Raw genomic sequence first — 18154 nt, 5'->3', positions numbered from 1 at the left:
TCAGGCCCTGGGCAGCCAGACGCGCATCGCGCCGATGTCCCGGTTGGCCCACGCGTAGTACGGCACCGCGACCACGTCGACCTCGTCGCCGGTCGAGTCGCCGGACCGCGCGGTGAACGGCCAGCCGTCCCGGTGCCCGTTTCCGGCCTTTCCGCGGGCCTTCACGACGGTCACGCCGTCGAGCAGATCGGTAGCTTCGGAAACCGGTGCCTCGGGCAACAGGTACAGGTCGTCGACGTTCGCCGCGTTGTCCACCTGCTCGACCGCGTACACCAGGGGTCCACGCTCCATCGCGATGCACCCACGCACCGCGTCGATCCGCGGATCGGCACCGACGAACCGGGTGTCGAGCGGCAATCGAAGGTCGAACTCCTGGCCCTCCGCGCGAGCATATTCACCGGCCGCGACCGGCCGCCCGTCGAGCGTGGCGCCGTCGGCCCACCCCGGAATCCGCAACTCGACGGCAACCGGTGCGTCGGCGGTGATCCGCACGGCGCCTTCCCACGGGTAGTTGGTCTCGACACGCAGTTCGACGTCGCCGGCCTTGATCACGCCGGTGGCGTACTGATGGATCTGCACCGCGTCCTCGGTCGTCGTCGCGAGGTAGCCGTCCAGGCTTGCCAGCGTGCGCATGATGTTCGGCGGGCAGCACGCACAGTCGAACCACCCGCGCCGCCCGTGCGCCGGGCTGCGCCCGGTGTCCGGGTACGCCGCCCCGCGCAGCTGCAGCGGATTGACGTAGAAGTACTCCGTTCCGGCCAGCGAGACGCCCGAGAGGAAACCGTTGTAGAGCATCCGCTCGACAGCGTCGGCGTACGACGCCGAACCCGTCGCGAGCAGCATCCGCCAGGCCCACTGGATTCCGCCGATTGCCGCACACGTTTCCGCGTACGCACGGTCCGGCGGCAACTCGTACTCGTCGCCGAACGCCTCACCCTCCCAGCGCGCGCCCAGCCCGCCGGTGACGTAGGTCTTGGTCGACCACATGTGGTCGAACTGAACCTTCAAGGCATCGAGCAGTTCGGCGTCACCTGTCTCCAGCGCGACATCGGCCGCCCCGGCGGCCAGGTACACCGCGCGCACCGAGTGCCCCTCGACGGACGTCGCCTCGCGGACCGGGACCCGGTCGGAGAAGTACGCCGGCGAGTGCCCGTGCCGCTCGATGATCCCGTGCCCGCGCGCCTCGACGAACCACTTCGCCAGCTCGAGGTACGCCGCCGTACCGGTTTCTCGATACAACTCGACGAGGGCCATCTCGATCACCGGGTGACCGTCGACGTCGACGGTCTTGTCGTCGCCGAACGTCGCCAGCAAGTGGTCGGCGAGCTTGATCGCGACGTCGAGCAGGGCCCGGTCGCCGGTGCAGCGGACCTGCGCGACCGCGGCCTGGATCAGGTGACCGGCGCAGTAGTGCTCGTGGCTCCAGACGAGCTGCTGGTAGCGGCCCTCGTCGCCGTACCGGAGCTGGACGACCGAGTCGAGGTACCCGTCGTCGCGTTGCGCGGCCGCGACGACCGTGGTCAGGTCGCGGATCCGCTTCAGCAGCTCGTCGTCGGGGTTCCGCCCGTACTCCCAGGCGGCTGCCTCGAGCCACTTGTAGACGTCGGAGTCGGCGAAGATCGGGCCGATCGCCTCGCCTTCGCCGATGCCCGCGGCGAGCCGCAGGTTGTGCAGATTTCCGGCTTTCTCGAGCTGGTCCTGGCCGCTGGGGATCGCCTCCGCGCCGTTGCGGGCCTGCCGCGGGGCCCAGAACCCGCCGGTGATGGAGACCTGGCCGAGTCCGAGCGGACGCCGCTGTCCGCTCGTCGTGGCGGCCGGGCCGAGAGGAGTTTCCGGGGATGCGCTCATATCGCCTGACTCCTGAGTTAGGAAAATCCGGAACACGTTTTCCTGCACGAAGTTAGAGAGCCGAGCGCGCCAGGTCAACCCCTGACGACCCTGCCTGTGGATAACTTCGGGGCCGGCCGGAGGCGTTGGGGTACTGTGCCGGAAAGTTCAGGAAAGGAGTTGCCGATGGCCTCACGGACAGTCCGAACGGTCGGCATCAAGGACGTCGCGGCACTGGCCGGGGTCTCCACCAGCACGGCGTCGAAGGCGCTCAACAATACCGGGAAGCTCAAAGCGGAGACCCGGCTCCGGGTGCAGCAAGCGGCCAAGACACTCGGCTTCACACCCGATAGCCGTGGTCGCGCGCTGGCCTCCGGGCGCAGCTTCACGGTGGGTCTGATCACCACCGACAGCTCGGGCCGGTTCAGTATCCCGATCATGCTCGGCGCCGAGGACGCGCTCAGCGCGGGCGAGATGGCGCTGGTGCTGTGCGACACCCGCGACGACCCGCTCCGCGAGCAGCACTACATCAAGTCGCTGGTCTCCCGGCGGGTCGACGGCATCATCGTCACCGGCCGCCGGACCGAGCCACGAGCGCCGATCGACGTACCGATCCCGGTCGTGTACGCGTTCAGCCCCTCGATCGATCCGGCCGACACCTCGCTGATCGTCGACGACCACGGCGGCGCGGCCTCGACCGTGCGGCACCTGTTGTCGCTCGGGCGCGAGCGGATCGCGCATGTCACCGGGCCGGACTCGCACCACAGCGCCCGGGTCCGCGCCGCGGCCACGGTGACGGCAGCCGGCGACGCACTGACCTGCGCGCCACTGCACGGTGAGTGGAGCGAGCGATGGGGCCGGCACGCGGTCGACCTACTGCTCCGGACGCAGCCCGACGTCGACGCGATCACCTGCGGCAGCGACCAGATCGCGCGCGGCGTCTGCGATCGGCTCCGCGAGCTCGGCCGCTCGGTGCCGGACGACATCGCGGTCACGGGGTACGACAACTGGCCGGTGATGGCGCTGGCGAGCCGGCCGCCGCTCACGACCGTCGACATGGAGCTCGAGGCGCTCGGCCGGCACACCGCCAACCTGCTCCTCGACGCCATCGGCGGCCGCACCCATCCCGGACCGCTGGAGCTTCCCACCCGCCTCATCGCCCGGGAGTCGACGCTCGGGACCTGAACGCCCCACCCAAGGAGTGTCCAGTCTCCGGATAGTCACCCGTACGTCCGCCGCTGGTTGCCTTGCACCCTCTAGATTGATTCGGGTGCTGCGCAAGCTCGTGATCGGCGTAGCGGTGATCGCCACGCTGGTGGCGGGGGTGGGCACCGCTCGTCTGGTTCTCCCGTGGACCGATCCCACCCGCAGCGTCGTCAAGCAGCTGACGTTCCTGCGTGCCGAAATCGAGAGCGGGGCCGATCGGACGGCACAGAAACAGTTTCCTGAAGGCTACTTCTTCCTGAACGTGCTGTACGGACTCAGCTGGGTCCAGGTCGGCGTCGACGACCCGGCGCGGTCCGCCGACGCGACCGCAGAGGTTCGCTGGGCGCTCGACCGGCTCGACAGTGCCGACGGAACCGCTCCGTTCGATCGGTCGCTGAAGCCGGAGTACGGCGTTTTCTACGCCGGCTGGACGAACTGGCTGCGTGGCGGCCTGATCGCACTCGGACAGTCCACTGCCGCGGAGCGCGACGCGTTCACCAGTAAGTCCGTCGCGATCGCCACCGCTTTCCGGACCGCGAACACGCCGTACCTCGCGGCCTACCCTGGGCAGGCCTGGCCGGTCGACTCGGTCGTCGCGATCGCGTCGCTCCGGCAGTACGACGCGTTGGTCGCGCCACGCTTCGGCCAGATCGCGCGGAACTGGGTGACCACGGTCAAGACGAAACTGGATCCGGAAACGGGTCTGCTGCCGCATCAGGTCGTTCCGCAGGTTTCCGGCGCGCGAGGTTCGTCGCAGGCGATGATCCAGCGGTTCCTGGTGGAGGTCGACCCGGCCTTCGCGCGGGCGCAGTACGAGATCTTCAAGGACAAGCTCGTCACGGGCCTCGGGGTCCGGGAGTATCCGAAAGGCCGAGGCGGCCAGGGCGATGTCGACTCCGGGCCCCTGGTGTTCGGGGTGAGTCTGTCCGCGACCGTCGTCGCGATGGGCGCGGCGCGGGTGCATCACGATCCGCTCGCGGATCGGCTGTCGCGGACGGGCGAACTGGTCGGGTTGCCGTTCACCGGGCTCACGACGAAGCGGTATCTGTTCGGCGCGGTACCGATCGGCGACGCTTTCCTGGCGTGGTCGACGTCCGCGCGGCCGTTGGTCGCCACCGACCAGCCGGAACTCGGCGGCTCCGGCTGGTGGCGGCTTCCCTGGCTGGTCGTGCTCTGGTTACCGGTGCTGATCCTGTGGAGCGTGCTCCGCTTCAGGCACCGGGGCCGAAGACGGAAGCGAGCGCACTGAGCTTGCGCGGCAGGTCGTACTCCGCGCCGCCTTCGTGCCCGTTGTAGGTGAACACCTCGAGCTCCGCGGCGCCGGCGTACCGGTGGTAGGCCGCGAAGACCGTGGACGGCGGGCAGACGTTGTCCATCAGCGCGACCGAGAACCACGCCGGGCAGGTCGCGCGGGCGGCGAAGTTCACCGCGTCGAAGTAGGACAACGTTCCGATCGCGGTTTCCGTCTCGAACCGGTGGCCCTTCAACCAGCGCGCGATCTCGGCGTACGGACCGTTGTCGGTGATCTGCGACGCGCGCCGGAAATGACAGAGGAACGGAACGTCGGAAATCACCGCGGCCAGGTCGTCACGCAGACCTGCGACCGCGAGGGCGAGACCACCGCCCTGGCTGCCGCCGACCACCGCGACCCGGTCGCTGTCCACGTTCGGGCTGCTCTTCGCGGCGTCCACCGCACGGACCGCATCGGTGATCAGCCGGCGGTAGTAGTGCTTCGCCGGGTCCTCGATTCCGCGCGTCAGGAAACCCGGTGCCGACGATCCGTGGCCGTCCGGCGCGATGTCCGCAGTGTCCGCGACAGTCTTTCCGCCGCCGCCCTGGCCGCGGTTGTCCATGATCAGATGCGCGTACCCGGCGGCGCTCCAGGTCAGCCACTCGTACGGGATCCCCCGGCCGCCGTTGTACCCGATGTACTGCACGACCGCGGGTAGCGGACCGGTGCGATGGCGGGGCAGGAGCAGCCACGCCTTCACCGACTGGCCTGCCCACCCGCTGAACGTGACGTCCTGGACCTCGACGGTCGCAAGACGCGCGTCGTACGGCGTGAACCGGGCGTCGATCGGATGTCCGGCCGCGTCGTCGAGCGTCTGTTTCCAGAACGCATCGAAGTCCGCGGGCTCCTCCGGCTCCGGCCGGTATTCCCGCAACCGGTCCAGGGGCATGTCGACCAGCATTCGGATTCCTCTCAGTATTTCCGGAAATTCCGGTGATCCGCAGTTCTCAGCTCGGTTCGCGGTGACGCCGATGACTCTCGGTGTCTCAGCGGAAGGTGGCGACGGCGGTGGCGCCGCGACGGTGCTTGGTGTCGACGACGATGCGCCAGCCGCGGCCTCGCTGGGTAACCGTGACGCCGTCGTCCGCGCTCACCAGGCTCAGACCTGGCTTGTCGAGATCGACCGTGACCGACGGACGGATGTGCGTCGGGTCCGAGATCGCGACCGTTCCCCCTGCCACGACCACCGAGGCCGGGCCATCGGCCGTCAACTCGGCAACGGTGCCCGCCGACCAGAAGTTGGCTGCCAGGACGTTGTGCAGCCGAACCGCGTGCGCCGTACTGTCGCTCCGCAGCTTGCACACGGGCAGCTTGCCGGCGAACGTTTTCGTCTGCTCGGGCGTCGCGGTCGGCAGTTGCACGTAGTAATAGCCCTGCCCGACCGGCGCCGCACCGTGGGCGAACCAAACTGTTTGGAACGTCCGCGTGACCGGATCGTCGGTGCCGTACTTCAGGTTGATCTCGCGCCACGTCGCGGTCCGCTCCTCGCGCAGCGTCTGGATCGGCGTGCGGTCAGGGAAGACGTAACCACCGGTTCCGTCGAGGTGGCACCAGCCCGGTGCCGTGGTGAAGGTCTCCTCACCGGTGCGCAGCTTGCGGTTCTCGATGATCGTCTCGACTGTTCCGTCACCGGTGATGTCCGAGCCGAGGCACACCATCACGTCGTCGATCAGGAACCAGCTCTTCAAGGCCCGCAGGTTGGTTCCGTACCCGCGCAGGTCCATGCCGTAGGCACCGATCGTTCTGCCAGGAACCGCCGTTCCGCCGACCCAGTCGGCCTCGCTGGTACTGCGGAAACCGAAGGAATCCGCCAGTCGCCGAGTGTCGATCGTTGTCCCTGGCAACCGGTACGGGTCGACCGTCGGCCAGTAGTCACCCGAGTAGTGACCGAGGTCGCCGTCGTACTGCAGGACCATGCCGTCGGACAGGTGCCAGCCGTGCAGGTTCTCGGTCTGGATCGACTCGTAGTTGTAGATCCGCGACGAGTACGCGCTCAGCCCGATCGTGAAGGCCGGCCGGTGGTGCGCGACCTTGTCCATCAGCGGGTACTGCTTGTGCAGGACGAGTGGCCCGCGAGCCGGTGCGGACGAGGCGAGGATCGCGCGGGCCGCGACCAGCGAGGCCGGGTCCGTGACGGTCAGAAAGTTCCGGAACGTGTCCTCGGAAATCCACTGCTTGACGAGTGCCGTGAGTTGCGCGGCATGTGCCGCGGGCGCCGTCGGAATCAGCCGCAGGGTGCCCTCGATGACGGTCTGGGTCGCGGCGTGGTTCTGCTTGCTGGGCCGGGCGATCTCGCGGCCGCAGACCGAACCCATCATGTCGCCGCGGGCGATCAGCGGGTCGAACGCGTCGTTCACCCAGCCGTAGATGTTCTCGAGCTCCGGATCGGTGACAGCCCAGTCGGTGCCGCCGAGCAGGTAGAGGAGCGACGACAGCGTTCCGAGCAGTTCCTTGCCGTACCCACCGTTGTAGGGGTGCTTGTAGTGCTGAAGGAACGAGCCGTCGCTGTAGAAGCCCTCGCCAGTGCCGTCGATGCGGCCGGGTGCGTCGTTGAACGCGAGCACGCTGTTCGCGCCGTCGCCCTCGACGTCACTGATCGCGTCGCGGACGCGGACCAGAGCAGCGGTATCGCCGTCGAGGACCGCCCGGGTCGCCACCACCGTCGCGATCCAGACCCGGTTCGCACCGGTCGCGATCTGCCGATCGGCACGCCACAGGTTCGGGTCCGGTGTGTAGTAGTTGATGGCCTGCGTGTACGTCGTACGTACGTCGGCCGGAATCGCGTCGTACAACAGACCCAACGTGTCGGCGAAGGCGGAGGCGCCGCCGATCTCCCAGTCGTAGTCGTTGTCGTACCGCGGCAGCGTGGGGCTGTAGCGGTTGGTGTGCATCCACTCCAGCGCGCCGCGGATGTCGTCGGCGACGGAACTGTTTCCTTGGTACGCCGACCCGTTCGTCGCCCACGCGAGGGCGATCTGCTTGATGCGGCGGAAATTCGAGGCGACGTGGTTGGAAAGCGTTGTACTCGCGAGGTCCGGCCAGAGGGTGGTCCGGTTCGCGGAGCGGTCGAGGGTGGTGAGGGCGGATCTGGCCAGGCGGTCGACGCGGGCGATCGCCACGGCGAGGTCCGGGTCGGTCGGGTCGACGGTCGGGCCGCCGGTGAGCAGGGTCTGCCAGCGGAGACGGAGCTCGTCTGTTGAGGTGACGGTGCTGGTGGCGGTGAGGTCGGAGCCGCTGGTGGATGCGTTCGCGCCGATCGGTGTCGGGAGGGCGAGCAGTGCGGTTCCGCCGATCATTCCGCCGAGGACAGTGCGCCGGTGGACGGTGTGGTCTGACATTGAGGTCCTCTCAGAGGGCGAGGGCGATGGCCTGCGCGCCGGCCGGATTCGGGTGCAGGCCGTCCCCGCTGTTGAACGCGGGCCGGAGCTGAGCCGGGTCGGCCGGGTCGCGGACCGCTGCGTCGACGTCGAGGAGACGGTCGAACAGGCGGCCGTGCCGGAGTACGGCGTTGACGTCGTTCCGCACGTGATCGAGAGCTTCGGTGTAGCGGATCCAGCCCTTGAACGGGCCGATGGTCGCGCCGATCACTTCGAGCTCGTGGTCGTGGGCGCGGCGGACGAGCTGCTCGTAACCCTGCAGGATCCGGGCCGGATCGGCCTGACGCGGTGGTTGCTGGATGTCGTTGATGCCGAGGAAAACAATCAGTGTCTGCAGGGTGGGCAGGCTGAGCACGTCGCGATCGAACCGTGCCTGACCGCCTGGGCCGAAGCGTGCGTCGTCGAGTAGCAGGCGGTTTCCGCTGATTCCGAGATTCGCCACGGCCGGCCGCCTGCGGAACCGCGCGGCGTACAGATCGGGCCAGCGGAGGTTGGCGTCATCGGGCGTCCCGACACCTTCGGTGATCGAGTCGCCGAGGACCGCGAGCGCCGTTCGCCCGTTCGCCGGAACGTCGACTCCGCTGAGCAGGAACACCGACTTGGTCGGTCGGTCTCCGATCGTTCCGGTCGCATGCACGTTGCGGTGAAAGCTGACGGGGCCGGTAGGTCCTGGCAGGTACATGCTTACCGTTAGGTCCCCACCGTCGGGTACGACGACCGTGACCGGATCGCTCACGACAGTCGCGCCGGCCGCCAGGACGACCTGCTCTTCACCACCGAACAGCACCCGCCGGTCGCCGCCGGCCTGCGCCGAGGCGGCGCTCACCGGCCCGATCGCGACGGGTGACGTTCCGAAGGGATTCGCGAAGCGCAGCCGGATCGGAGCGCCACCGGCGGACAGCCGGACAGTGTTCCGGATCGTTGTGTCCGTGAATCCGTTCGTGGCGTCCGGGTCCGTAGCAGTCGGCGCTGTCTGCGCAGTCGCCCAGCTCGTGGCCCACCGGCGCGGTGTCGGCACGGCGACCTCGTCGGCGGTGGATTCTGTCGCTGCCGAGATCGCGTTGTCGCTGGCGAACGCCGCTGTTCCGGAAACGCCGATGACGGTGCCGACGGCACCGGCCGCTGTGCCGCCGAGGATCGCGCGGCGGGACGGCGTACCCATCAGCAGGCTGCTGTCGGGGTGAAGTCGGCGCCGAAGGTTCCGACCGAGTTTCCGCCGGTGTTGCCGGACATGGTGTTTCCGCAGACCTGGCCCTGCGGCGTACGCATGAACTTGATGCCGCCGGAGGCGTTGTTCGTGATGGTGTTTCCGTAGACGTTGTTGTCCACGCCATCGGTTTCCGTGTCGCCGCCGAGGCGGACACCGGAGCCGGCGTTGTCGTGCAGGGTGTTGTACCGGAAAGTGTTCCCGTTGCCGCGGGCATCCAGACCGCCCGAGCTGGGATCCTGCTGCTGACTGCAGTCGTTGTACTCGACGGTGTTCGCGGTCGAGTTCTCCTTCACGTCCACGCACTCGTTGCCGTACGTCGCGATCGTGTTGTCGTGGATGTGGTTGTTCCGGCTGCGGTCGGCCTGGGCGTCCGGCGCGCCGTTCTGGCCCTGCTGTTCCGGCGCGGTGCCGAGGTAGATCCCCTCCCCGTTCTTACCACCGTCGTTGAACTTGAAGTCGTACACCCCGCACGGCCCGATCGTGTTGTCGTGCACGTCCGCGTTCGTGATCAGGTACCGGAGCCGCAGGCACTCGCCGCCGGCGTTCTTCAACCGCATGTTCCGGATCGTCAGTGTGCCCACGCCGTCACCAGGCGACGTGCTCATCACGTAGACCAGTTTGTCCCGGTACCCGGACTTGCTGCTCGACGAGCCGAACAACCCGTCGATCGTGAACCCGTCCAGCGTCACGCCGTCGTGCTGCACCTGGAAGATCCGTGAGTTCCCCGCACCTTTCACCACCGCGCTCGATGGTCCGGTGATCGTCACTCCGGAGCGCACCGTCACCGCATCCTGCAGATAGGTGCCGGAGGCAAGATGTACGGTCGCGTCGCGCGGCGCTGTGTCGAGGGCTTTCTGGATGGTCGCGAACGGCGTGCCGGACGACGTACCCGAGTTGCTGTCGCTGCCGGTCGTCGAGACGTAGTAATCGGTCGCGGCGTGCGCCGGTACGGCGGGCAGCGCGAGCGCGGCGCCGAGAAGCAGGATCGGAACGGCTCTGAACATGATGGTCCTCCTGATAGGGCGGTCAGAAACGGACTGGGGTGCACGGCCGGAACAGAGCATCCGGCCAGAACGGAACGTCTTGTCGGAAACAGAACGTCCGTTGCGGAACGGAAGGTTTGGAAGTGGGTCAGCCGCGGTCGGCGACGAGCAGGCCGACCAGGACCGGAACGGTGGTGCCGAGGAGCAGCGGGCCTGCCGGGATGGGGAGTGAGAACACCGGAGCGGTGACCGCGGCGCCGAGGAGTGCGGTCCCTCGGGGCACGGACGTGAAGGCGAGTTGGAAAGCGGTACGGCGCCACTCGGCGGCTGATCCGGACGGGTTCCGGCCGGCTGCGACGGCGAGTGCGACGTGGTAGGTGACCGCGGCGGCGACCAGGCCGACGTGGATCATGAAAAGCGTCAGGACGAGCGGCCCGGAACGACCGGACAGGAACCACAGGTTGCTGGCAGCAACCACTGCGGCAACGGTCATCAGGATCGAGTGCGGGAGCAGCGGACGCCAGTACTTGCGCCATCCGGCGAACACTCCGGTGAAGCACCGCGTGTCCCCGTCGGTCCGCCACCGGTTGAGCGCGAACCCGACCGCGGCCAGCGCCGGCAACCAGGTGACGATCCCCAGACAGAGCAGCGCGAACGCCGCCCCGGACAGCGCTGGACTGGCTATCCAGCCCAGCCAGTCCAGCGCCCGCCTGGTCATACCGTGATCCTCCGGTCCGCGGTCCGGATGACGGCCTTCGCCCGCTCGTCCTCGATCATTCCGTCGTCGTCCGGCAACAGAACGGTTTCTCCGTCGAAGGCGATTCCGTGGCCGCGCGAAAGCGACATGCGCCGGGCGGTGGGTGGTGACGGATGCAGGGACGACGTCGGCTCGATCGTGGTGAGGAGTGTCGCGACCGACGACTGCTCGGCGGTCGCGCGCAGCGTGTGCATCGTGCGGGTCAGGCGGAGGCTCGGGGTGCTCGACGTGGGGTTGGCCTCGACCTCGGTGACGGCGGACTCGACGGTCAGCGGGGTGTGCAGCCGGACCCATGCCTGCGCGGAACCGGAACGGAGCACGATTTCCGCGCCGTACTCGATCGGCCAATCCGCGTGCAGCAGCAAGGTCCAGTCCCGGGGAGAGTCGGCGGCGCACCGGTCGAGCAGGACGATGCGACCGGCGGGAGTGAAGACCAGCGTCCGGTCCAGGCGGGCGATCCCGAGCTCGGCCGGGTACATCGCGGCGATCTGTGCCGTCGCGTGCGCCATCCCGTCGACCGCGTGCACGTCGACCATCCGCGCCTGCCGCTCGTACGGGATCCCCTTGTAGACGTGATACCGGTCCTCGTCGGCATAACCGAACCCGTCCACCAGGATCAGGTTGTGGTCGCCGGCGCGTTTGCGGTTGCTGTAGCCCTCGTCCACCGCCAGGAACGCGCCCCGCGACGTGAGTACGAACGACCCCGCGTCGGGATGATGGTGCCCGGCGCTCAATGAGTCCCACCCGCGTTCGCGGTCCAGCTGATGCGACGTCTCCCACGCCTGATGCCCGCCACCCGGCGCCGCCTTGAACGACACCATCGTGGCCTCGTCGTCCCACCCGGTCCGTGCCGTGACCAAACCGAGGTCCGGAAAGTACGCGGACAGCGGAGCATTTTTCGCGGGATCGACCGGCGGCAGCGAGTCGTCGTACCAGAGCATCTCCAGGTACGCCTCCGGCATCACGCCGGGTTTGACGCCGCTCGCGTACGCCTCTCGCCAGAAGAACCGCTCGGAGACCAGATCCGCGAGCCACTGTGCCTCGCCGATCCGGTAGGCGGCGGCGAGTTTCCGGTACAGCGCGACGCTGTGTCCGCTCCGCCGGTCGTGGCAGTCACCGTGGTCGATGTTCTCCTCGAATCCCGGTGCGCATTGCTGGAGCCGGTAGGAAAACGTGTTCGCGAGGAACGCGCAGCGCTGCCACCAGTCCAGCTGTTCCTGATCCTGCAGGAGATCCAGGTACGTCGCGAGCCACGGGACGCCGTACCGCCAGTAGACGACGCCTTCCATGTCGGACCCGTCGGCCGGGAGCAGTTCGATCACGGTGGTGAAGTTCGTCTTCGCCCGCTCGGTCCACTCGGTGCGCCCGAGCGCGTACCCGGCCGCAGCGAGGCCGGTGTAGCAGATCCAGTTGTGGTTCTGCCAGTACGACGAACTCCACCACGAACCCTCGGACGCGACGGCGAACTCGTACAACCGGGCCCCCTGCAACTCCAGCTTCGCCCGCAGTTCCTTGGCGAGCTGGAAGTCGTCACCCAACCACGCCGACGCCAGCGACAGACCGTGCAGCAACCAACCGGCGTCGAGGTCGTGGTCGGGCATGTGCGCCTTGCCCCAGTGCGGAAACCCGATCGCGGCCGAGATCCACCGCGCTGCCTCCGCGCGGTACCCCTCGTTGCCCGTCAGGCGGTAGGCGAGCGCAAGGTTCGCCGCCGCCGGGCCGAAGTACGTGATGCTCGCCGACGGGTGCTCGGTCGGCGGCGTCTGTGTCCGGTACCAGTCGCACTGCTCGCGCAGCCGCCGCCATTGCGCGGCGTACCGTCCGTCGAGACCGGCACGCAGTTCGTCGAGACGCTCGTCATACATCGGAAATCACGTCCTCGAGGTTTCCGTCGATCGGCGTGGTCGAGTAGACGGAACGGAAAGTCGCGGTCGTTCCGACAACGGTCCAGTCCACCCAGGTCCGGGTCCGCTGCGGGTCGTCAGCCGGACCGGGACCGGGCCGCGTGACCGCAACGCCGTCCCCACAGTGGTAGCCGTACAGCGCTTCGTCCCCGGTCCAGGTCGTCCGGAAAGCATCTGGTCGCACCTCGACTCGCAGGTCGACGTCCGGCCGGAACTGCAGCACGATCTCGCGCTCACGATCCGCCGTCACCCGCACCACGTCGATCAGGAAACCGTTGTCGGAAATCAGTTGCCGTGTCGCCCGCACGCCGTCGTACCAACCGTCGACCGTGGCCGTCACCGACGTCGCGTCCTGGGTGAGCACCCCGGTCGCCTCGGCAGGTTCGAGATCGTCGATCCGGATCGTCGGGTGCGAGTTGACCGACTTGTAGTGGCGGCGCCACTCGGCATGCCCGTACGGCACCTGCCCCGGATCCGGCTGCCACGGCGTGGTCGCGCCGTACAGGTAGAGCGCGAGCTTGTCGTGGTGACCGTGCGAGCCACCGTGCGGCCCGTGGTCGAGGACCGCGTGGATCCCGCCGACCCGAACGACCGCGTACGACGAACTCACGGACTCAGGCGACAGTGCGTCCGACCGTGGCTCGCCGGCGAACCAGCCGGTGAACCTGTCCTCCAAGCCGTCGTACCCGTCCCCGACCTCGGCACGGGCACGTGCCGCGACCGCGTCGAGACCGTGTTCCGACGTGAACTGCTTGGCCAGCGCGGCGATCTCCAGCCACTCCAGCGCCAGCGGAATCCGCAGGTACGGACCGTCGTGGAGAGCGGGCAGGATGCCGCCATCAGTGGCGAGCCCGGCCAGCGCGCCGATCATCCGGCCCAGCCGCTCGGGAGCGGCCGCGGGGTCGAATCCGCGAAGGCTCAGTAGGTAGGCCCGCAGGACGAAGCCGTGGTAGTACGTGCTGGCTTCCCATTCGAGGCCGTCCTCGCCGGTCGCGACCTCGAGGTGCGCGAACTGCCCGTGCTCACCGCTCAGCCACTCCTTCTCGCCGTCCCAGGTCTCGCCTCGAACGGCGGCGGCCGCCTGGCTCGCCGTCGTCCCCAGAGCGTTGAACCATGCTGTGTAGTTCGACGAGAACTTGTCCTGGGCAACCATCGCTTCCCGTGCCCGGCGCGCACCCGCGACCATGTCGTCGAGCATCGGTAGCGTCTCAGCAAGCTCGGCCTTCCCCGACCGCTCGGCCAGGTTCAAGATCGAGTGCGCGATCGGTACGCCCCAGACAGCATCCGTCAGCGCCTGGTGGAACAGCCGGCCGCGCTGCATCCATCCCTGCGCCTGCTCGTGCTCCCCCGCCTTCGTGAGCTCCAGATACAGCCGCGCGTACGACGTGAGCAGGTCCGCGCCCCCGCCGTCGTACGAGAGCAGCCGGATCCGCCGCGCCCAGAAATGATGGGCGAGCACGGTCCACGCGCCGCGGACCGCGGGTGTGTCGATCCGGCACCCGTACGTGCAGGGCACCCCGCCGTCCGGAAACTTTCCGGATTCGAAGCCGACGTGCTCGAGCTCGACGCCGTGGGCCGGACACACGTACTCGTGCCACCAGCCACCGCGTTCCGTCGGCGGATTCCCGGTCAGCGGGGCCACGTGCCACCGTCGATGTCGATGGTGATCCCGGTCAGGTAGCCGGTGGACGGCAGCGCGAGGAACCGGACCGCGTTCGCCACGTCCTCGACCTGCCCGGCGCGACCGATCGGCGTACCGGCGACCATGTTCGCCTGCGCCTCGGCGGTGGAGAACGTCTGGTGGAACGCCGTTTCCGCGATGTACCCCGGAGCGACCGAGTTGACTGTGATGCCGCGTGGCCCGAGTTCCTTCGCCAACCCCTTGGTGAAGCCCCGGATCCCGGCCTTCGCCGCGGCGTAGACCACGGAACCGGGCCCGCCGCCGTTGTGCGCTGCCAGCGACGCCATCGTGACGATCCGCGGGTTCGCCGACTGCGCGAGGTGCGGAATCGCGGCTCGCGTGGTCCGGAACGTCGCGCCGAGGTTCACGTCGACGACCTGCTGGTAGTGCTCGTCGGTCATCTCCTCGACCTTGACCCGGCCGATCAGGTGGCCGGCGTTGCAGACCAGGACGTCGAGTCCGCCGAGGAACCCGACGGTCTCGTCCAGCAGCCGGTCGACGTCCGCCGTACTCGTCACGTCGGCTCCGACCGCGATCGCTTTCCGGCCGAGTTCCTCGATGTCGGAAACGGTCTGCGCGGCCGCGTCGGCGGACTTTCCGTAGTGCACCACGACGTCGGCCCCGGCCGCGGCCAGTCCGAGCGCGATCCCGCGGCCGATGCCGTGCCCGGCTCCGGTCACCAGCGCCCGCGTGCCCTGCAGTTCCCCGGTCATAGGAGATTTCCTTTCGATGAGTGTCATTTGATGCCCGCGTTCGCGAACCCTTGGACGAAGTACCGCTGCCCGATCAGGAACAGCACCACCATCGGAACGGTGGCCAGCGTCGTTCCGGCCATCAGGAACGCCCACTGGGTGTCGTTCTCGGTGCGGAACACCGACAACCCGACCTGGATCACCCGCAGGCTGTCGCTCTTGGTCACCAGCAGTGGCCAGAGGAAGTTGTTCCAGGAGCCCTCGAAGGTGAGCAGCGCGACAGTGATGAACGCGGGCTTCACCAGCGGCGTCATGATCCGCGCGTAGATGCCCAGCTCACCGAGGCCGTCCAGCCGCGCGGCTTCCTCGAGCTCGACCGGCAGGTCCAGGTAGAACTGCCGGAGCAGAAACACGGAAAACGGGCTCACGGCGCCCGGAATGATCAGCGCCCACCAGGTGTCCAGCCACCCGGTGCCGCCCTGCCCGGTGATGTCGTTCCCACCGAACAGCGGCATGAACCGCACGATCAGGAACTCCGGCAGGATCTTCGTGTACGTCGGAATCATCAGCGCGCCCACGAACCCGAGGAAGATCAGCGAACTGCCCCGGAACCGCAACCGCGCCAGCGCGTACCCGGCCATCGACGCGATCACCACGTTCAGCAGCGTGTGGCTCGCGGCGATCACGAAACTGTTCCGCGCGTACGTCGCGAACGGCGCTGCGCGCAGCGCGTCCGCGTAGTTTCCGAACGCCCATTGCGTCGGAAACAGTCTCGGCGGTACGGCGGCGATGTCACCCGGGGTCTTCAGCGAGGTGAGCAGCATCCAGACGAACGGCACGATCATCACCAGGGCGATCGCGGACAGCGTCAGGTACAGCGCGATCCGGCCGGGACCGACGCGCCGTCGCCCGCTCGCGCGGGCCCCCGACGGCCGGTCCGGACGGACCCGAGGTCGTTGCTCGGTGAGAGCCTCAGCGGGTGGCACGGTCACCTCCGGTGATCCGCCGGTTCAGCAGGGTCAGGACGAGCAGCAGCGCGAACAGCACCAGGCTCTGCGCGCACGCGTACCCCATCCGGAACTCCCGGAACGCGGACTTGTAGATCTCGTACGTCATCATCGTCGTGCTGTTCGCCGGTCCGCCGTCGGTCAGGATGTACACCTGGTCGAAGGACTGGAACGCGCCGATCACCGACGTCACGAAGACGAAGAACGTGGCCGGCCGCAGCAACGGCACGGTCAGGCTGAAGAACTGCCGGACCTTCGACGCGCCGTCCACGGACGCCGCCTCGTACAGGTCGGTCGGCAGGCTCTGCAGCGCGGCCAGGTAGATCAGCATCTTCAGCCCGATGCCCTGCCAGATCCCGACCACGATCACCGCCGGCATCGCCCAGTCGGTGGACGACAGCCAGGCCGGTCCGTCCAGACCGAGGAACGACAGCACGGCGTTGGCCAGCCCGCTGCGCGGATCGTAGATCCACAGCCAGACCAGCGCGACCGCGATCGTCGCCGTCACCTGCGGGATGAAGATCGCGGTCCGGAAAATCGCCCGGCCGGTCAGCTTGGTGTTCAGCATCAGCGCGATCAGCAGCGCGATCGACATCGCCACCGGAACGGTGAAGAACGTGTAGATGCTGGTGTTCAGCACCGCGCGCCGGAAGACGTCGTCGGACAGCAGGTCGCGGAAATTCTCCAGCCCGACGAACCGCGGCGGGGTCAGCACGTCGTACGACGTGAAGCTCAGCACCACCGCCGCGACCAGCGGGATGCCGATCCAGATCAGCGCGTGCAACAGAGCGGGCGCAACCATCAGCAGGCCGGCCCGGCGCCGGCTCCGGAGCAGCCTGCCGCTGGGTGGAGGGGAGACCGGAGCAGGCGCGGTCTCCCGCACCTGCTCCGCCATCGTCGTCGCGCTCACAGCCTCGAGATCGCTTCCTTGCTCAGGTCGGCGAGCTCGTCGATCGCTTCCTTGGCGGTCCGCTTGCCGACCACGGCGGTCTCCAGCGTGGTCTTGATCTTCTCCCGGATCTCCATCCAGGCGGCCGTGCCGCCCTCGGACCGGGCCTTGCTCATGTTGTCCAGGGCAAGCTTCACGAAACCGTTGTCCTTGACGTACTCGGAGTCCCGCAGGTTCTGGACGCCGGGCACGGATCCGCGCTGCTGCGCCGTCGGCAGGATGGATTCCGGAGTTCCCATGAACTCCACCAGCGCCTGGGCCGCGGCGGCGTGCTTGGACGATGCGGAGCGGGCCACCAGGGTCCCGCCCTGCAACATCGCCGGCACCTTGTTGGCCAGGATGAACGCGCCGACCTTGTCCTCCTTCAACAGCTCCGGGTTCTGTTGCTTGATCTGCACCCAGAGCGAGTTGTTCGCCATCATCATCGCGGAACGGCCCTGCTGCAGGGTGCTCGGCTGACCGGCGGAGGACTTGAACGAGTAGTCGGCGGACTTGTCCTTGATCAGGTCGAGGAACAGCTGCAGCGCCTCGACACCGCGGTCGTCGTCGAACTTCACCTGCTGTCCGGAATCGTCGAACAGATTTCCGTCGTTGGCGAACAGGAACGTTTCCCAGCACTGCCGCAGATCGATCGAGAACGGATCGAATCCGACCCGCGTCAGTTTTCCGGAACCGTCCCGGCGGGCGAGTTCCTTGGAGATCTCGCGCAGTTCGGCCCAGTCCTTCGGCGGCGCCTTGATCCCGGCCTCGGCGAACAGGTCCTTGCGGTAGGTGACGATCCGGGTGTCCAGGACCATCGGCAACGCGTACAGCTTTCCGTCGAACCGGGACGGCTCGAGCACCCGGTCCTCGTACTCGTACCGCTTCGCCAGGTCGTCGGGCAGCGGCGCGAGCACCTTCTTGTGCGCGAACGGCGGGATCCAACCGACCCCGAGCATCACCACGTCCGGCATCAGGCCGCCGGCCAGGCTGGTGGTGATCTTCTCGTTCAGGGCGGCGTACGTCGTGTAGTCGACCTTGACCGTGACGTTCGGGTTCTTCTGCTTGAACGCCGGCAGCAGTTTGCCCTCGAGCAACTGCTTGCCGGTACTGCCCTCGAACAGCGGGGTGAGCAGCGAGATCTCACCTTCGACGGGTCCGTCGGCGGCGGCCTGTGTGGTGCCGCCCGATGCGGAGCACCCGGTGGCCGCGGCGACGGCGCCGAGCCCGAGGGCGGTCAGGACTGATCTACGGGTGTACTCCATGGCGCGCCTTTCGTGGTGCTGCGGAA

General features: G+C 68.1%; 14 protein-coding genes. 2 read left to right on the top strand and 12 right to left on the bottom strand.

The features are described from left to right. The gene (locus tag ACFYRH_RS10075; RefSeq protein ID WP_387771062.1) at nucleotides 1–1848 is read right to left on the bottom strand and encodes a glycoside hydrolase family 127 protein; all 1848 of its coding nucleotides are present in this window, start codon (nucleotides 1846–1848) and stop codon (nucleotides 1–3) included. Between the two features lie 165 nt (nucleotides 1849–2013). Here ACFYRH_RS10075 and ACFYRH_RS10070 point away from each other — a divergent pair, with 165 nt between their 5' ends. Further along, complete coding sequence (locus ACFYRH_RS10070) at nucleotides 2014–3012, top strand: LacI family DNA-binding transcriptional regulator (RefSeq protein ID WP_387771059.1); 999 nt, start codon at nucleotides 2014–2016, stop codon at nucleotides 3010–3012. An 85-nt stretch (nucleotides 3013–3097) separates the two neighbouring features. Further along, nucleotides 3098–4282 carry a hypothetical protein gene (locus ACFYRH_RS10065; RefSeq protein WP_387771056.1) on the top strand — a complete coding sequence of 395 codons (1185 nt, stop codon included), beginning with the start codon at nucleotides 3098–3100 and terminating at the stop codon, nucleotides 4280–4282. Here ACFYRH_RS10065 and ACFYRH_RS10060 read toward each other — a convergent pair. The 11 genes from ACFYRH_RS10060 to ACFYRH_RS10010 all read right to left on the bottom strand — a co-directional run bounded on the left by ACFYRH_RS10060 (nucleotide 4245) and on the right by ACFYRH_RS10010 (nucleotide 18128). Then, nucleotides 4245–5225, bottom strand: coding sequence for an acetylxylan esterase (locus tag ACFYRH_RS10060; RefSeq protein ID WP_387771053.1), 981 nt, complete (start codon nucleotides 5223–5225; stop codon nucleotides 4245–4247). The two genes, ACFYRH_RS10065 and ACFYRH_RS10060, sit on opposite strands and share 38 nt — an antisense overlap. Before the next feature lie 85 nt (nucleotides 5226–5310). After that, entirely contained in the window at nucleotides 5311–7662 is a 2352-nt protein-coding gene (locus tag ACFYRH_RS10055) for a polysaccharide lyase 8 family protein (protein ID WP_387771050.1), read from the bottom strand. A 10-nt stretch (nucleotides 7663–7672) separates the two neighbouring features. After that, entirely contained in the window at nucleotides 7673–8863 is a 1191-nt protein-coding gene (locus ACFYRH_RS10050; protein WP_387771047.1) for a GDSL-type esterase/lipase family protein, read from the bottom strand. After that, complete coding sequence (locus ACFYRH_RS10045) at nucleotides 8863–9915, bottom strand: DUF1565 domain-containing protein (protein ID WP_387771044.1); 1053 nt, start codon at nucleotides 9913–9915, stop codon at nucleotides 8863–8865. Before ACFYRH_RS10045 ends, ACFYRH_RS10050 begins: the two co-directional genes overlap by 1 nt. A 127-nt stretch (nucleotides 9916–10042) precedes the next feature. Next, complete coding sequence (locus ACFYRH_RS10040) at nucleotides 10043–10612, bottom strand: hypothetical protein (protein WP_387771041.1); 570 nt, start codon at nucleotides 10610–10612, stop codon at nucleotides 10043–10045. Then, on the bottom strand, nucleotides 10609–12516 hold the full coding sequence (locus tag ACFYRH_RS10035) for a hypothetical protein (protein WP_387771038.1): 1908 nt from the start codon (nucleotides 12514–12516) through the stop codon (nucleotides 10609–10611). The genes ACFYRH_RS10040 and ACFYRH_RS10035 overlap by 4 nt, the downstream gene beginning before the upstream one ends. Further along, nucleotides 12509–14197 carry a heparinase II/III family protein gene (locus tag ACFYRH_RS10030; RefSeq protein ID WP_387771035.1) on the bottom strand — a complete coding sequence of 563 codons (1689 nt, stop codon included), beginning with the start codon at nucleotides 14195–14197 and terminating at the stop codon, nucleotides 12509–12511. Before ACFYRH_RS10030 ends, ACFYRH_RS10035 begins: the two co-directional genes overlap by 8 nt. Continuing rightward, nucleotides 14185–14949 (bottom strand): SDR family NAD(P)-dependent oxidoreductase, encoded by a 765-nt coding sequence (locus ACFYRH_RS10025; RefSeq protein ID WP_387771032.1) that lies wholly within the window; start codon nucleotides 14947–14949, stop codon nucleotides 14185–14187. Before ACFYRH_RS10025 ends, ACFYRH_RS10030 begins: the two co-directional genes overlap by 13 nt. A 23-nt stretch (nucleotides 14950–14972) precedes the next feature. Then, on the bottom strand, nucleotides 14973–15914 hold the full coding sequence (locus tag ACFYRH_RS10020; RefSeq protein ID WP_387771029.1) for a carbohydrate ABC transporter permease: 942 nt from the start codon (nucleotides 15912–15914) through the stop codon (nucleotides 14973–14975). Next, complete coding sequence (locus ACFYRH_RS10015) at nucleotides 15901–16845, bottom strand: carbohydrate ABC transporter permease (RefSeq protein ID WP_387771026.1); 945 nt, start codon at nucleotides 16843–16845, stop codon at nucleotides 15901–15903. The genes ACFYRH_RS10020 and ACFYRH_RS10015 overlap by 14 nt, the downstream gene beginning before the upstream one ends. Continuing rightward, nucleotides 16842–18128, bottom strand: coding sequence for an extracellular solute-binding protein (locus ACFYRH_RS10010; protein ID WP_387771023.1), 1287 nt, complete (start codon nucleotides 18126–18128; stop codon nucleotides 16842–16844). The genes ACFYRH_RS10015 and ACFYRH_RS10010 overlap by 4 nt, the downstream gene beginning before the upstream one ends. Nucleotides 18129–18154 lie beyond the last annotated feature (26 nt).

Source organism: Kribbella sp. NPDC004875 (genome assembly GCF_042873375.1).
In the GTDB taxonomy this organism is placed as follows: domain Bacteria; phylum Actinomycetota; class Actinomycetes; order Propionibacteriales; family Kribbellaceae; genus Kribbella.
This window is presented reverse-complemented; position numbering and strand designations above follow the sequence as displayed.

Excerpts from the sequence above, each read along its gene's own strand:
- ACFYRH_RS10075 (WP_387771062.1), bottom strand. The coding sequence starts at position 1,848 with ATGAGCGCATCCCCGGAAACTCCTCTCGGCCCGGCCGCCACGACGAGC.
- ACFYRH_RS10070 (WP_387771059.1), top strand. The coding sequence starts at position 2,014 with ATGGCCTCACGGACAGTCCGAACGGTCGGCATCAAGGACGTCGCGGCA.
- ACFYRH_RS10060 (WP_387771053.1), bottom strand. The coding sequence starts at position 5,225 with ATGCTGGTCGACATGCCCCTGGACCGGTTGCGGGAATACCGGCCGGAG.
- ACFYRH_RS10055 (WP_387771050.1), bottom strand. The coding sequence starts at position 7,662 with ATGTCAGACCACACCGTCCACCGGCGCACTGTCCTCGGCGGAATGATC.
- ACFYRH_RS10050 (WP_387771047.1), bottom strand. The coding sequence starts at position 8,863 with ATGGGTACGCCGTCCCGCCGCGCGATCCTCGGCGGCACAGCGGCCGGT.
- ACFYRH_RS10045 (WP_387771044.1), bottom strand. The coding sequence starts at position 9,915 with ATGTTCAGAGCCGTTCCGATCCTGCTTCTCGGCGCCGCGCTCGCGCTG.
- ACFYRH_RS10040 (WP_387771041.1), bottom strand. The coding sequence starts at position 10,612 with ATGACCAGGCGGGCGCTGGACTGGCTGGGCTGGATAGCCAGTCCAGCG.
- ACFYRH_RS10035 (WP_387771038.1), bottom strand. The coding sequence starts at position 12,516 with ATGTATGACGAGCGTCTCGACGAACTGCGTGCCGGTCTCGACGGACGG.
- ACFYRH_RS10025 (WP_387771032.1), bottom strand. The coding sequence starts at position 14,949 with ATGACCGGGGAACTGCAGGGCACGCGGGCGCTGGTGACCGGAGCCGGG.
- ACFYRH_RS10010 (WP_387771023.1), bottom strand. The coding sequence starts at position 18,128 with ATGGAGTACACCCGTAGATCAGTCCTGACCGCCCTCGGGCTCGGCGCC.